At 68.5% G+C, this 13,761-nt stretch carries 15 protein-coding genes; 12 read left to right on the top strand and 3 right to left on the bottom strand.

The window, feature by feature from the left end:
- The first annotated feature begins 90 nt into the window (after positions 1–90).
- The gene (locus WJ542_RS24700) at positions 91–915 is read left to right on the top strand and encodes an IclR family transcriptional regulator (RefSeq protein WP_411192099.1); all 825 of its coding nucleotides are present in this window, start codon (positions 91–93) and stop codon (positions 913–915) included.
- 71 nt (positions 916–986) lie between these two features.
- Here the strand turns inward: WJ542_RS24700 and phnN are convergent, their stop codons facing one another.
- The 3 genes from phnN to phnF are packed head-to-tail and all read right to left on the bottom strand — an operon-like array spanning position 987 to position 3,024.
- A complete protein-coding gene (gene phnN / locus WJ542_RS24695) occupies positions 987–1,541 on the bottom strand; it encodes a phosphonate metabolism protein/1,5-bisphosphokinase (PRPP-forming) PhnN (protein WP_411192098.1) in 555 nt (184 codons plus the stop codon).
- Positions 1,538–2,269: a DUF1045 domain-containing protein gene (locus WJ542_RS24690; protein ID WP_411192097.1), complete on the bottom strand. Its 732-nt coding sequence runs from the start codon at positions 2,267–2,269 to the stop codon at positions 1,538–1,540. Before WJ542_RS24690 ends, phnN begins: the two co-directional genes overlap by 4 nt.
- On the bottom strand, positions 2,266–3,024 hold the full coding sequence (gene phnF / locus WJ542_RS24685; protein WP_411192096.1) for a phosphonate metabolism transcriptional regulator PhnF: 759 nt from the start codon (positions 3,022–3,024) through the stop codon (positions 2,266–2,268). The genes WJ542_RS24690 and phnF overlap by 4 nt, the downstream gene beginning before the upstream one ends.
- A 200-nt stretch (positions 3,025–3,224) precedes the next feature.
- Here phnF and phnG point away from each other — a divergent pair, with 200 nt between their 5' ends.
- From phnG to WJ542_RS24630, 11 genes are all read left to right on the top strand, one after another.
- Complete coding sequence (gene phnG, locus WJ542_RS24680) at positions 3,225–3,716, top strand: phosphonate C-P lyase system protein PhnG (protein WP_411192095.1); 492 nt, start codon at positions 3,225–3,227, stop codon at positions 3,714–3,716.
- The gene (gene phnH / locus WJ542_RS24675; protein ID WP_411192094.1) at positions 3,713–4,375 is read left to right on the top strand and encodes a phosphonate C-P lyase system protein PhnH; all 663 of its coding nucleotides are present in this window, start codon (positions 3,713–3,715) and stop codon (positions 4,373–4,375) included. The genes phnG and phnH overlap by 4 nt, the downstream gene beginning before the upstream one ends.
- Positions 4,375–5,511 carry a carbon-phosphorus lyase complex subunit gene (locus tag WJ542_RS24670; protein WP_411192093.1) on the top strand — a complete coding sequence of 379 codons (1,137 nt, stop codon included), beginning with the start codon at positions 4,375–4,377 and terminating at the stop codon, positions 5,509–5,511. The genes phnH and WJ542_RS24670 overlap by 1 nt, the downstream gene beginning before the upstream one ends.
- On the top strand, positions 5,508–6,416 hold the full coding sequence (locus WJ542_RS24665; RefSeq protein ID WP_411192092.1) for an alpha-D-ribose 1-methylphosphonate 5-phosphate C-P-lyase PhnJ: 909 nt from the start codon (positions 5,508–5,510) through the stop codon (positions 6,414–6,416). The genes WJ542_RS24670 and WJ542_RS24665 overlap by 4 nt, the downstream gene beginning before the upstream one ends.
- Positions 6,413–7,183: a phosphonate C-P lyase system protein PhnK gene (phnK, locus tag WJ542_RS24660; protein ID WP_411192091.1), complete on the top strand. Its 771-nt coding sequence runs from the start codon at positions 6,413–6,415 to the stop codon at positions 7,181–7,183. The genes WJ542_RS24665 and phnK overlap by 4 nt, the downstream gene beginning before the upstream one ends.
- Positions 7,184–7,193: 10 nt before the next feature.
- Entirely contained in the window at positions 7,194–7,979 is a 786-nt protein-coding gene (gene phnL, locus WJ542_RS24655; protein WP_411192090.1) for a phosphonate C-P lyase system protein PhnL, read from the top strand.
- Between the two features lie 35 nt (positions 7,980–8,014).
- Positions 8,015–9,148 carry an alpha-D-ribose 1-methylphosphonate 5-triphosphate diphosphatase gene (locus WJ542_RS24650; protein ID WP_411192089.1) on the top strand — a complete coding sequence of 378 codons (1,134 nt, stop codon included), beginning with the start codon at positions 8,015–8,017 and terminating at the stop codon, positions 9,146–9,148.
- A 355-nt stretch (positions 9,149–9,503) separates the two neighbouring features.
- On the top strand, positions 9,504–10,271 hold the full coding sequence (locus WJ542_RS24645; RefSeq protein WP_411192088.1) for an ABC transporter substrate-binding protein: 768 nt from the start codon (positions 9,504–9,506) through the stop codon (positions 10,269–10,271).
- A gap of 261 nt (positions 10,272–10,532) precedes the next feature.
- Entirely contained in the window at positions 10,533–11,648 is a 1,116-nt protein-coding gene (locus tag WJ542_RS24640) for a succinylglutamate desuccinylase/aspartoacylase family protein (protein ID WP_411192087.1), read from the top strand.
- Between the two features lie 323 nt (positions 11,649–11,971).
- Positions 11,972–13,174, top strand: coding sequence for a porin (locus WJ542_RS24635; protein ID WP_411192086.1), 1,203 nt, complete (start codon positions 11,972–11,974; stop codon positions 13,172–13,174).
- Positions 13,175–13,338: 164 nt separating this feature from the next.
- Positions 13,339–13,743, top strand: coding sequence for a DUF6232 family protein (locus WJ542_RS24630; RefSeq protein ID WP_411192085.1), 405 nt, complete (start codon positions 13,339–13,341; stop codon positions 13,741–13,743).
- Positions 13,744–13,761 lie beyond the last annotated feature (18 nt).

The following is a 13,761-nucleotide window of genomic DNA, read 5'->3' as shown; positions in this document are numbered from 1 at the left end:
GGCCCCCCCCGCGCCGCCGGTTGGCGAAACAGGGCGCTTGCGCTATCGTCATGGGTTCGTTACGCGCCGCCGAACCCTTTTCCGACGCCCATGACCTCTGCATCCAGTGCCTCGCCCGACCGTCCCGCCGAGCAGCCGGAGATCCCCGACAAGCCGGGCGACTCCTATGTGCAGTCGTTCGCCCGCGGACTCTCGGTGATCCGCGCGTTCAACGCCGAACGCCCCGAGCAGACCCTCACCGACGTGGCCGCCGCCACCGGCCTCACGCGCGCCGGCGCGCGCCGCATCCTGCTCACGCTGCAGACGCTCGGCTACGTCGAGGCCGAAGGCCGCCTCTTCCGCCTCACGCCGAAGATCCTCGACCTGGGTTTCGCCTACCTCACGTCGATGCCGTTCTGGAACCTCGCCGAACCGGTCATGGAAGAGCTCTCGGGGCAGGTGCACGAAAGCTGCTCGGCGGCGGTGCTCGACCGCACGGAAATCGTCTACGTCCTGCGCGTGCCCACGCACAAGATCATGACGATCAACCTCTCGATCGGGAGCCGCCTGCCGGCGTATTGCACGTCGATGGGGCGGGTGCTGCTCTCGGCGCTCGACGAGGACGCGCTCGACGCCACGCTCGGCGCCTCGCCGCTCTACGCGCACACGCCGCGCACGGTTACCGACAAGGAAGAGTTGAAAAAGGTCATCGCCCAGGTGCGCCAGCAGGGTTGGGCCATCGTCGACCAGGAACTGGAAGGCGGCCTGATCTCGATCTCCGCGCCCATCCGCAACCGCCAGGGCCGCGTGATCGCGGCAATGAACATCAGCGGGAATGCGCAGCGGACCTCGGCGAAGCAGATGGTCAAGACCTTCCTCGAACCGCTCCAGCAGGCCGCGCAGCGCGTCTCCGGCATGGTGGCGCGACGCACCTGAGCGGCCGCGTCCGGCGCGCCGCGGCGCCGGGCGCTCGACCAAACGCTGTCTGCCCGGTTTCGACGCAGCGCTCAGCGGCCCGCCGCCACGCGGCGCACCACCTCGACGAATGCCTCGCCGGCCTCTTCCAGCCGGCCCGAGTTGTCGATGCGCGCGAGGCGCGCCCCCGCCGGCACCTCGAACGGCGCCTGGCGTGCGAGACGCGCGGCGATCTGCGCGGGCGTCTCGCGTCCGCGCGAGGCGAGGCGCGCCGCCAGCACGGGGTGCGCCGCCTCGACATGCACGAGCGTCATCTGCGGATAACGCTTGAGCGCCTCGCCCATGTACGCGCGCGAGCCGTTCACCACCACCGTGCAGCCAAGCCCGAGCCACTGGTCGATCTCCACGCCGATCCCGTAGCGCAGCGCGTGGCTGCGCCACTGCAGCGCAAAGAGGCCGAGCCGCGCGCGCGCCTCGAACTCGTGGTCGGTGAGCGCGATGTGGTTCTCGCCGCCGCCTTCGGCACGCGTGATGTAGCGGTGCGCCAGCACCACGCCTTCGGCCGCGAGGCGGGCGCGCGCGAAGCCCAGCAGCGAGTCCTTGCCCGCCCCCGAAGGCCCCATCAGGTAGATCAGCCGGTCGTTCATCGGCGCGGCTCCCCGCCGGCGAACGCCACCCGGCGCCACAGCGCGAACGGCGCGCCCGGCCGCGGTTCGACGAAGAGCGCGGCGCCGTCCACCGGCAGCGCGCCGGCATCCGCCATCCGCGCGTTCCAGGCCGCCACGAGCGCGTGCCGCTCGCGCGCATCGTCGAGCGAATCGGAAAGCGTCATGTGGAAACGGTATTCGTCGAAGACGTACGGGTAGCCCCATGCCTCGACGTAGGCGCGCTGGCGCGCCGTGAGCGGCGCGTCGAGCCGTTGCGCGAGTTCCGCCGGGGTCTGCGCGGCCCGCAGCGCCGCCAGCGTGCGCAGCGCGTCGGCGGCCAGCTCGCGCACGGCGGCGTCGCCTTCGTCGTCGGCGGCACGCAGGGCGACGAAGCGGCCGAGCGTCGCCGCCTCGACCGTCAGCGCAAAGCGCGCGCGCGTCGCGGCCCATTGCTGCGCGGCGGCCAGCAACGCCTCGGGAGTCGCGCCGGGCGCAAGGCGAAATGGCGGCACGAGCGTGCCGTGCCAGCCGTAGCGGCGCGGCGCGGCCGTGACTGCGGCGAGCGGGCGGGCCAGGTCTGCGGGCTGCGGCGCATGCAGGGCTTCGCCGCTCTCCGGATCGCGCCCGAGCCACGCGCAGCCCGCTCGCCACCAGGCCGATTCGCGCGGCGGCGCATAGTAGATCGCGAAGCGGGTGGCGTCGCTCCAGGCCTCGGCGGCGCCCGTCATACGTCGTGCTCCACCATCAACTGCACGCGGTCGGCCGCGAAATGCGTGATGCCGTACTTGATCGGCGTGCCGTCCATGTCGACGTCCACGTTCTCGACCACGAGCACAGGCTGCTGCCGGTTGATGTTCAGCCGCCGCGCCACCTCGGGCTCGGGCAGCGCGCTGCCGATGCGGCTCCATTTGCGCAGGTAGTCCGCCACGCCGTATTCGGCGAGCGCCTTCGAGGTGCTGTCGAAGCGCTCCATCACGGCGGGCAGGTCGGCGAAGCGCGCGGCCGGATACCAGTTGCGCGCGTAGGTGAGCGGCACGCCGTCCAGTTCGTGCAGCGTTTCGATCCGATAGACCAGCGCGCCCGCGCGGATGCCCAGCGCCTTTGCGACGGTCGGCTCCGCCTTCACGCGCGACGACGACAGCAGTTTGCCCACCGCCGCCTGCTGGTGCTGCCGGAGGTTTTCGGTAAAGCGCGTGCGCCTGCCGATCGTATAGTCGATCGCGCCCGGCTGAACGAACGTGCCGCGCCCCTGCTCGACGCTCACGAGCCCGCTCGCCGCGAGGCCGAGCATCGCGCGCCGCACCGTATGGCGGTTCACGTCGAAGCGCTTCGCCAGCTCGCCCTCGCTCGGCAGGCGCCCGTCCTCGCCGAAACCTTGCGCCGCGATTTCGGCCACGAGGATCTGTTCGATCTGCCGCCACACCGCCACGCCTGCGCCGCGCTCGAGCTGGGCGCCGTGCGGCGCGTCGTCGTTCGATGTCATGGTGCTGTCATTCCTTCCGGGTTCAATAGCGTTTCCCGCATTGTAGTGCGCGCGGCGTGATGGAAATATGAAAACATCTCCCTCGCTGCATATAGACGACTGCACGACCAGACGTCTAGACGTTTAGATGAATAGATGGTCCAATAACGAACTTCAGCGACGTTCGCAGGACACTCCCGTTCATGACACAGGAACCGCAGATGAACGCTACCTCCGTCTCGCCCCCGGCCGCATCGCGGCGCGCATGGATGGCGGTGCTCGCCCGCACGCCGCGCGCCGATCTCGAAGCGGCGCTCGCGGCCGCGCTGGAAGGCGCCGCCGCGCCTGCCTTCGACTGGCTGCGCCCGCCGCAGACGGGCCTCGCGATGGTGCGTGGCCGCATCGGCGGCACCGGCAATGCCTTCAATCTCGGCGAAGCCACCGTGACACGCGCCACGCTGCGCCTGCGCGGTGCGGACGGCGCTGGCAGCGGCACGGTGGGCGTGGCCTGTCACCTGGGACGCGACAAGCGCCGCGCCGAACTGGCCGCGCTGGCCGACGCGCTCCTGCAGCAGCCCGAGCGCCATGCCTCGTTGCACGCGCAACTGATCGCGCCGCTCGCCGCGCGCGCAGAGGCACGACGTGCCGCGCGCCGCGCCGCTACCGCCAGCACGAAGGTCGAGTTTTTCACCATGGTTCGAGGTGACGCATGATCGACGAACATCAAACCGCCCTTGACCCGCAAGCCGCACAGGCCGCACACCTCGCGCTCGATGCGCTCGCTCCCGGCTTTGCCGATCCCGTCCACGACACCCAGGCGGTGTTCCGCACGCTGCTCGACGCGCTCGCGCGTCCGGGCCGCGTCGGCGTGATCGAAGCGGTGTTGCCCGCCGCCGACGCCACGAATGGCGGCGAACGCGCCGGCCTTGCGGCGTTCGCCTCGCTGCTTGCGCTCGCCGACTACGCCACGCCCGTTTGGCTCGCGCAGCCTGACGCCGCGCTCAGCGCCGCCCTGCGCTTTCATGCGGACGCTCCGCTCGCCGCCGCGCCGGGCGAAGCCGCATTCGTCTACGTGCACGACGCCGCGGCGCTGCCGCCGCTTGCCTCATTCGCCATCGGCACGCCCGAATCGCCCGAGCTGTCGGCCACCGTATTCGTGCGCGTCGCCTCGCTCGCGGGCGGCGCGCCCGTCACGCTGCGCGGCCCGGGCATCGAAAATGCTCACACGATCGCGCCTGCCGGCCTGCCCGAGCGCTTCTGGCAGGAGCGTGCCGCACTGGGCCCGCTCTTTCCGTGCGGCATCGACTTCTATCTCGTCTGCGGCGACCAGTTGGTCGGCCTGCCGCGCACCACCCGCGTGGAGATGAACTGATGTATGTCGCCGTCAAAGGAGGCGAGCGCGCGATCGAAGCGTCGTGGCGCCTGCTCGACGAGGCGCGCCGCGGCGACACGCGCGTGCCCGAACTGAGCGTCGCGCAGATTCGCGAGCAGTTGCGCCTTGCCGTCGCGCGCGTGATGGCCGAAGGTTCGGTGTACGACGAAGAGCTCGCCGCACTCGCCATCAAACAGGCCGCCGGCGATCTCGTCGAAGCCATTTTTCTGCTGCGCGCCTACCGCACGACCCTGCCGCGCTTCGGCTATACGGAGCCCGTAGAAACGGAGCGGATGGACGTGGCGCGCCGCATCTCGGCCACCTTCAAGGACGTACCGGGCGGCCAGGTGCTTGGCGCGACCTACGACTACACGCAGCGCCTGCTCGATTTCGCGCTGCTGGCCGAAGGCGGCGACGTGGGCGCAGGCGCGCAAAGCCCGGAGTCGAACGCAGCCGCATCGCCTGACAGCATCCCGCCGGAGCCGATGCCGCGCGTCGTCGCGCTGCTCGACAAGGAAGGCCTGATCGAACAGGAAGCGCCCGCGCCCGGCGCGCTTGAACCCGGCGATCTTTCGCGCGAACCGCTGTCGTTTCCGGCCGACCGCGCCGTGCGCCTGCAGAATCTCGCGCGCGGCGACGAAGGCTTCCTGCTGGCGATGGGCTATGCGACGCAGCGCGGCTACGCGCACTCGCATCCGTTCGCGGGCGAGATCCGCTTTGGTTCGGTCTCCGTAGAAATGAGACTGGACGAGCTGGGCGAAGCCGTCGAGATCGGCGAGATCGAGTTGACGGAATGCCAGATGATCAACCAGTTCGCGGGCAGCAAGGCGGTACCGCCCACCTTCACGCAAGGCTACGGCCTCGCCTTCGGCCACGCCGAGCGCAAGGCGATGGCGATGGCGCTCGTGGACCGCGCGCTGCGTGCCGAGGAACTGGGCGAAACGCTCGCCTCGCCCACCCAGGACATCGAGTTCATGCTCTCGCACAGCGACAACGTCGAAGCCTCCGGCTTCGTGCAGCACCTGAAGCTGCCGCACTACGTCGATTTCCAGGCCGAACTCGAACTCGTGCGCCGCCTGCGCGCGCAACACGAACAGCACGGACAGCCGGACCCGACGAACGAGGAGGCCGCATGAGCGCGCCCGCCACCCTGGCCGCGCCGATCGCCTCGCACGAGACGCAGGCCGCCGAAGGCTACAACTTCGCCTACCTCGACGAGCAGACCAAGCGCATGATCCGCCGCGCGCTGCTCAAGGCCGTGGCGGTGCCCGGCTATCAGGTGCCGTTCGCCTCGCGCGAGATGCCGCTGCCCTATGGCTGGGGCACGGGCGGCATCCAGGTTAGCGCGGCGATCATCGGGGCGAACGACACGCTCAAGGTGATCGACCAGGGCTCGGACGACACCACGAACGCCGTGAACATCCGCCGCTTCTTCGCGCGCACGACCGGCGTGAAGACCACGCGCCGCACGCGCGAGGCGACGATCATCCAGACGCGCCACCGCATTCCCGAAACGCCGCTCGCGGAAGGCCAGATCCTCGTCTATCAGGTGCCGATGCCCGAGCCGCTGTTCCGGCTGGAGCCTCGCGTGGCCGAATGCCGGAAGCTGCACGCGCTCGCCGACTACGGCCTCGTCAGCGTGAAGCTCTACGAGGACATCGTGCAGCACGGCAGCATCGCGACGACCTACGACTATCCGGTGACGGTCAACGGCCGCTATCTCACCGCGCCTTCGCCGATCCCCAAGTTCGACAACCCGAAGCTCAACATGAACGCCGCGCTGCAGTTGTTCGGCGCCGGACGCGAGCGCCGCATCTACGCGATTCCGCCCTGGACGCCGGTCAGGAGCCTCGACTTCGACGACCATCCGTTCGAGGTCCAGCGCTGGGAGCAGGCGTGCGCCCTCTGCGGCTCGCGCGAAAGCTTCCTCGACGAAATGATCGTGGACGACGCGGGCACGCGCATGTTCGTCTGCTCGGACAGCGATTACTGTCACGAGCGCCGCGAAGAAAACGGAGAACCAGACGGAGAACCGGCATGACGCCCCTGCTGAGCGCCCGCCGTCTCACGAAGCAATACGGCGGCCGCAACGGCTGCCGCGACGTGAGCTTCGACCTCTATCCCGGCGAGGTGCTGTGCATCGTCGGCGAATCGGGCTCGGGCAAGACCACGCTGCTCAACACGCTCGGGCTGCGCACCGGGGCCGATGCCGGCGAGCTGCGCTACGTGAGCACGGAGGGCGAAACGCTCGACCTGCGCACGCTTCCCGAGCCGCACCGGCGCCGCATCATGCGCACCGAATGGGGCTTCGTGCAGCAGAACCCTCGCGACGGACTGCGCGCCGGCGTTTCGGCGGGCGCGAACATCGGCGAGCCGCTCATGGCCGTCGGCGCGCGCCACTATGGCCAGATCCGCCACACCGCCCAGCAATGGATGGAGCGCGTGGAGCTCGACGCCGCGCGCATCGACGAGCTGCCCTCCGCGTTCTCGGGCGGCATGCAGCAGCGTTTGCAGATCGCGCGCAATCTCGTCACGGGCCCACGCCTCGTCTTCATGGACGAGCCCACGGCGGGTCTCGACGTCTCCGTCCAGGCACGCCTGCTCGATCTGCTGCGCACGCTCACGACGACACTGCATCTCTCGGTGCTGATCGTCACGCACGATATCGGCGTGGCCCGCCTGCTCGCGCACCGCCTCATGGTGATGCAGGGCGGCACGGTGGTCGAGGCGGGCTTGACCGACCAGGTGCTCGACGATCCTCAGCATCCCTACACGCAGACGCTGGTGGCCTCCGTGCTGCCGGTCTAGGATGATCGACATGATGCGTACCGCCTCATCCCCGCACGAAAATGCGCACGAAAGCCCCTTCGTCGAACGCCCCGCGCTGATGCTGCGCGCGCAAGACGTGCGCAAAACGTTCACGCTGCACGGCCAGGGCGGCATCGGCATCGAGGCGCTCGCGGGTGTCTCGATCGATGTGGAGCGCGGCGAATGCGTCGTGCTCGTCGGGCCGTCCGGCGCGGGCAAGAGCACGCTGCTGCGCTGCCTCTACGGCAATTACCTCGCGAGCGGCGGCTCGATCGCCATTCGCGACGACGATGCGCCCTCGCAGCACCTCGAAATCACGGGCGCGGCGCCACACGACGTGCTGCGCCTGCGCCGCAACGTGGTGGGTTACGTAAGCCAGTTCCTGCGCGTGATTCCGCGCGTCGCCACGCGCGACCTCGTCGCGGCGCCGCTCGTGGCGCGCGGCGTGGCGCAAAACGAGGCGCACGCGCGCGCCGAAGCGCTGCTCGCGCGCCTGAACGTGCCGCGGCGGCTCTGGTCGCTCGCCCCCGCAACGTTTTCGGGCGGCGAGCAGCAGCGCGTGAACATCGCGCGCGGTCTGATCGCCGGGCATCGCGTGCTGCTGCTGGACGAGCCCACGGCCTCGCTCGATGCGGAAAATCGCGAGGTGGTGTCGAGCCTGATCGTCGAGGCGCGCGAGCACGGCGCGGCGATCGTGGGCGTCTTCCACGACGAAGACACGCGCGAGCGCGTCACCACGCGCCGTCTCGCGCTCGCCGCACCGCGCGTGCAGACGGCATTGAACGAAGCCGCCTGAAACCGCTCTATCTGTTCTGATTACGGAGCCAGACGATGTTGATCAAGAACGCTCGCATCGTGACGCGAGACGAGGTTTTCACCGGCACGTTGCGCGTGGAGGACGGCCGGATCCGCGAGCTGTCGCGCGGCACGACGTCCGCCCCCGAGGCCGAGGACTGGATGGGCGACTATCTGCTGCCCGGCCTCGTCGAACTGCACACCGACAACCTCGAGAAGCACCTCGCACCGCGCCCCGGCGTGCATTGGAATACCGACGCCGCGTTCGTGATTCACGACGCGCAGATCGCGGCGGCCGGCATCACGACCGTATTCGACGCGCTCGCCATCGGCACGCGCCTTTCGGTGGGCGTGCGCGGCCGCGAGGTGCAGCTCGCCTGCGCGGGCGCACTCTCGCGCTTCTCGGAGCGCGGCCTGCTGCGCGCCGAGCACTTTCTGCATCTGCGCTGCGAAATCGCGACCCAGGACGTGATCGAACTCTTCGACACGCTGAGCGCGCACCCGCTCTTGCGCCTCGCCTCCGTGATGGACCACACGCCGGGTCAGCGCCAGTGGCACGACCGCGAGCAGTGGCGCCGCTTCCAGGAGCGTTACGGCAAGTGGACCGACGAAGAAGCCGCGACGATGCAGGCCGAGCTGGCCGACGAGCAGCAGCGCTTCGCCGACGCGCATCGCCGCCAGATCGTCGAGCGCTGCCGGGCGCGCAACCTTCCGCTCGCGAGCCACGACGACACGCTGGTCGAGCACGTCGAGCAGGCGGCCGCGGAAGGCATCGTGCTGGCCGAATTCCCGACCACGCGCATCGCGGCCGAGGCGGCGAAAGAGCGCGGCATTTCGACCATCATGGGCGCGCCGAACCTCGTGCGCGGCGGCTCGCATTCGGGCAATGTCTCGGCGCTGGAGCTCGCGCAGGCGAACCTGCTCGACATCCTCTCGTCCGACTACGTGCCGTCGAGCCTCCTCACGGCGGCATTCGACCTCGTCACCCAGGCCGGCTGGCAGTTGCCGCGCGCCATGGCGACCGTTTCGTGGGAGCCGGCTCGCCGCGCCGGGCTGACGGACCGCGGCGCCATCACGCCGGGCCTGCGCGCGGACTTCGTGCGCGTGACAATGCTCGATGCATTGCCGGTGCCGCGCGCCACCTATCTCGCGGGCAGGCGGGTGGTTTGAGCCGGGCGACGGAGGACGGCGGGGCCGCCTGCCGCCGACTGTTGCAACCAGGCATCGCATCCGCTTTCTGCAGACCATTCGCGCAGGTCGCACCGCTATCCACCAGCGCCTTGCCCGGCAAGGCTTTGCGCCCATCGCCGCCGGAAATCGAACGTTCCTTTCAGCGAGCATTCTTGCGCTATCCGGTATTACACTAGCGACGCAGCAATTTTGACCGGGTAAGCTTCTGCCCGCGCCGCCGGCTCTCGCGCCGGCAAGCCCAAAGAAAGTCCGGGATGCACAACGCGCCGGACAATGCGCCGCGGCGGCATGACCGCACGCGGCGCTCCATGAACCATCCGAGGAGTACACCATAGTGAAAAAACTGCTTGCCGCCCTGTCGGTTGCCCTGCTGGCCGTATCGGCCGGCGCCGCCCACGCGAAAGACTGGACGACCGTCCGCTTCGGCGTCGATGCCAGCTACGCGCCGTTCGAATCCAAAGCACCGGATGGCAAGCTCGTCGGCTTCGACATCGACCTCGGCAACGAAATCTGCAAGCGCCTGAACGCCAAGTGCGTGTGGGTCGAGCAGGACTTCGACGGCATGATCCCGGCCCTGAAGGCGAAGAAGTTCGACGGCGTGCTTTCGTCAATGACGATCACCCCGCAGCGCGAAGAGCAGATCGCGTTCTCGGCGAAGCTGTTCAACACGCCGACGCGCCTCGTCGCGAAGAAGGGCACGAACCTCCTGCCGACGGCCGATTCGCTCAAGGGCAAGTCGGTGGGCGTGGAGCAAGGCACGATCCAGGAAACCTACGCGAAGGAAAACTGGGCGCCCAAGGGCGTGAACGTGGTGCCTTACCAGAACCAGGACCAGGTCTATGCCGACCTGCTCTCGGGCCGTCTGGACGCCGCGCTGCAAGACGAAGTGCAGGCCGACCTCGGCTTCCTGAAGACCCCGCGCGGCGCGGGCTTCCAGTTCGCGGGCAAGGAAATCCCGACGGGCGCGGCCGCCATCGGCCTGCGCAAGGAAGACGCCGACCTGAAGACGAAGATCGACAAGGCCATCGCCGACATGATCAAGGACGGCACGTACAAGAAGATCGAAGCGAAGTATTTCGACTTCGACGTGTACGGCGGCTGATCGACGCGCGCTCCAAGCCTCGCGGCGTGTTCCCCGAGGTGAGAGAAAAACCCGGACTGCGGTTCGGGTTTTTTTTCGCCCCTGCTTTGTCTGCTTCATCTGCGCAATCTGCGCGCGCCGCACGCCTCGGCGCGTTTCCACCGAAGTTACGGCGCCAGATCGAATCCGCTAAGATCGCTTCTTGCAGCCCGGCTGCGGGCTTCCCTTTCACGAACCCACTACTCACGTGTGCCGCGGCCTGCCGCAGCGCGCGTCTCCAACATGCGTACCCAGAACCATCCGTTGATAGCGCCCGCCCTCGGCACCGCGCGGCAGATCACGAGCTTTCACTACGGCACGGGCGGCGGCCAGAAGGTGTACGTACAGGCCTCGCTGCACGCCGACGAACTGCCGGGCATGCTTGCCGCCTGGGCGCTGCGGCGCAAGCTCGCCGGGCTCGAAGCAGCGGGCCGCCTCCGCGGCGAGATCGTCGTGGTGCCGGTGGCCAATCCGATCGGCCTGAACCAGCAGTGGCTCGGCCATCTCATCGGGCGCTTCGAATCGAACACGGCGCAGAACTTCAATCGCAACTTCTACGACCTGACGGCGCTCGTACTGCCCACCATCGAGGAACGCCTCGGCCCCGACGCCGACGCCAACCGCCAGGCCATCCGCGCCGCCATGGGCGAGGCGCTCGCCGCGCAGAAGCCGCGAAACGAGCTCGATTCGCAGCGCCTCGCGCTGCAGCGCCTCTCGTACGATGCCGACATCGTGCTCGACCTGCACTGCGACTGGGAAGCGGCGCTGCACCTCTACACGAACCCCGAGCTGTGGACCGACGTCGAGCCGCTCGCGCGCTATCTCGACGCGAAGGCGTCGCTGCTCGCGCTGAACTCGATCGGCAGTCCGTTCGACGAGATTCACAGCTTTTGCTGGACCGAGTTGCGCGAGCGCTTCGGCAAGCGCTTCCCGATTCCGCACAGCGCGATCTCGGTGACGGTGGAGCTGCGCAGCCAGCGCGACGTCTCGCACGAATTCGCCGAGCGCGACGCGCAGGGTATCGTCGACTACCTGATCCGTCGCGGCGTGATCGCGGGCACCCCGGCGCCGCTGCCGGCGCTGGCGTTTCCCGCCACGCCGCTCGCCGGCACCGAGCCTGTCGTCGCGCCCGCCAGCGGCGTGATCGTGTTTCGCGCCGATACCGGCGCCTGGATCGAGGCCGGCGCGCCCGTGGCCGACATCGTCAACCCGCTCACCGACGAAGTGCTCACGCTGTGCAGCACCGTGAGCGGCGTGATGTACGCGCGACATAGCGCGCGCTTCGCGACGGCGGGCATGGAAGTGGCCCGCATCGCGGGAGACCGGCCGATCCGCAGCGGTTCGCTCCTGTCGCTGTAACCCGTCCTTCCAGCCGGCTCATGCCGTGGCATGGGCCGGCTTCGCGCCACTCCGGCGCCCCTCCCCATTGCTTCGCACTCCGCATCGACCCCGGCCGGGCGAAATCTAAACATCTAATGAACAAATTTTCATATTGAAAGCTTGAAAGCTGCAAAAGAGGCTTTCTGACGGCCCCTCCCGGCACCCCATAAATCGCCGGAACCCATGCCACAAAAGGCTTTGCAGGCGATGTCTTATTTATGCAACATAAATAATACATATCAGTAATATGAAAATACTGTCACATCCCTTTCGCGATTGGTGTTTAAATTTCAGCGCGTCGCATGACCCTGTCCAGCAGAAACGGGGCATTCGAATCTTTCCTCAATCCGGAGAATGCTTTGAAGAAAATATTGACCACCGCCGTTCTTGCCTCGGTCGCGGGCGCAGCACAGGCACAAAGCAGTGTCACGCTGTACGGCCTGATCGACGCGGGTATCAGCTACAACAGCCACATCAAGAACGCTACGGGCGGAAGCAGCAGCTACTGGGGCTACGGCGACGGGGTCGCGCAGGGCAGCCGCTGGGGCCTGCGCGGCACGGAAGACCTGGGCGGCGGCCTGCAGGCGATCTTCGTGCTCGAAAACGGCTTCAGCAGCGGCACCGGCGCAGCCGGCCAGGGTGGTACGCTGTTCGGCCGCCAGGCCTACGTCGGCCTGACGCAAAACACGATCGGCTCGCTCACGTTCGGCCGTCAATACTCGTTCAGCACCGACTATCTCGGCGGCTACTACTCGAACGGCGGCAACACGGCCGTGGGCAACTGGGCCTACCACTTCAACGATATCGACCAGTTGACGTCGAGCCGCATCAACAACTCGGTCAAGTTCTCGAGCGTGAACTTCTCGGGCCTGACCTTCGGCGGCTTGTACGGCTTCTCGAACACGACCTCGTTCGCCGGCGCGCCGACCACGTCCGCGGAGGCTTCGTCGCGCACGTACAGCTTCGGCGCGAACTACGCCTACGGCCCGTTCGGCCTCGGCGCCGCCTATACGAACATCACGTACCCCGGCGCGGCCTCGCCCGCCTTCACGACGACCATCTCCGGCATCGGCGGCGCGCTGCAGGACCTGCGCACGTTCGGCGTGGGCGGCCGCTACACGCTCGGCCCGGCCACCGTGTGGGCCCTGTGGACGAACACGCTGCTCTCGCAGATCGCCTCCTCGTCGTACCTCTACAACGCCTACGAAGCCGGCGCCAGGTACGCGTTCACGCCGGCGCTCTCGGGCCAGCTCGGCTATACGTACTCGCGTGCCTCGGGTCTCTTCGGCGCGCACTGGAACCAGATCGACGCGGCCGTCGACTACCTGCTCAGCAAGCGCACGGACGTCTATCTGGCCGTCGCTTACCAGGACGCGTCGGGCTCGTACAAGGGCGCGCCGGTGCAGGCGCAGATCGGCGACTCGAACTCGAGCATCTTCCAGCCGTCGGGCTCGGGCTCGCAGGACCAGCTCGCGGTGCACGTGGGCATGCGCGTCAAGTTCTAAAAACGAAGCGGCCGGCAACGGCCCGGCGCCGGTCTGCGATGCCGGCGTCATTGACACGAGGCATCCGGCGGGATGCCCCGTTTTCCTTTGCGACGTCGCGCCGCCGCGCGCGACGCGCGCGCTTCTGGTACGCTGCGCCCTTTCCCCTCGCAGCGTTCTCATCGATGGAACTCCCCTTCAACGAAGCCGGCGTATCGGTCACGCGCACCGCGCTCTCCGTCGCGGGCCAGGTCTTCGCCTTGCGCGACATCGAGGACGTGCAGGTCATCACCGGGCGCCGCAACCGCATCGTGCCGATCGTGCTCTCGGTAGCCGGCGTCGCGCTCGGCGCGTGGGGCGGCCTTCACGGTTCCGGGGGCGGGCTGATCTGCGGGGCGATGCTGTTCGTGGTCGGGCTGATCGCGTGGTTCACCCAGGATGTCACGCATCGGCTGATCGTCGTGATGGGCGGCGAACGGCGCGAAGCGCTGACGAGCCTCGACCGCGGTTTTGCCGAACGCGTCGAGCAGATCGTGCGCTTCGCCATGGCGGGCCGACCCGATGCGGCCGCTCGCAGCCCGGCGCATTGAGCCTGCATTGAGCTTCGC

Origin of the sequence: Paraburkholderia yinzeri, assembly GCF_046581065.1 — a bacterium.
In the GTDB taxonomy this organism is placed as follows: Bacteria; Pseudomonadota; Gammaproteobacteria; order Burkholderiales; family Burkholderiaceae; genus Paraburkholderia.
The sequence above is the reverse complement of the archived record's forward strand: the minus strand, read 5'-3'. Positions and strand labels throughout refer to the sequence as shown.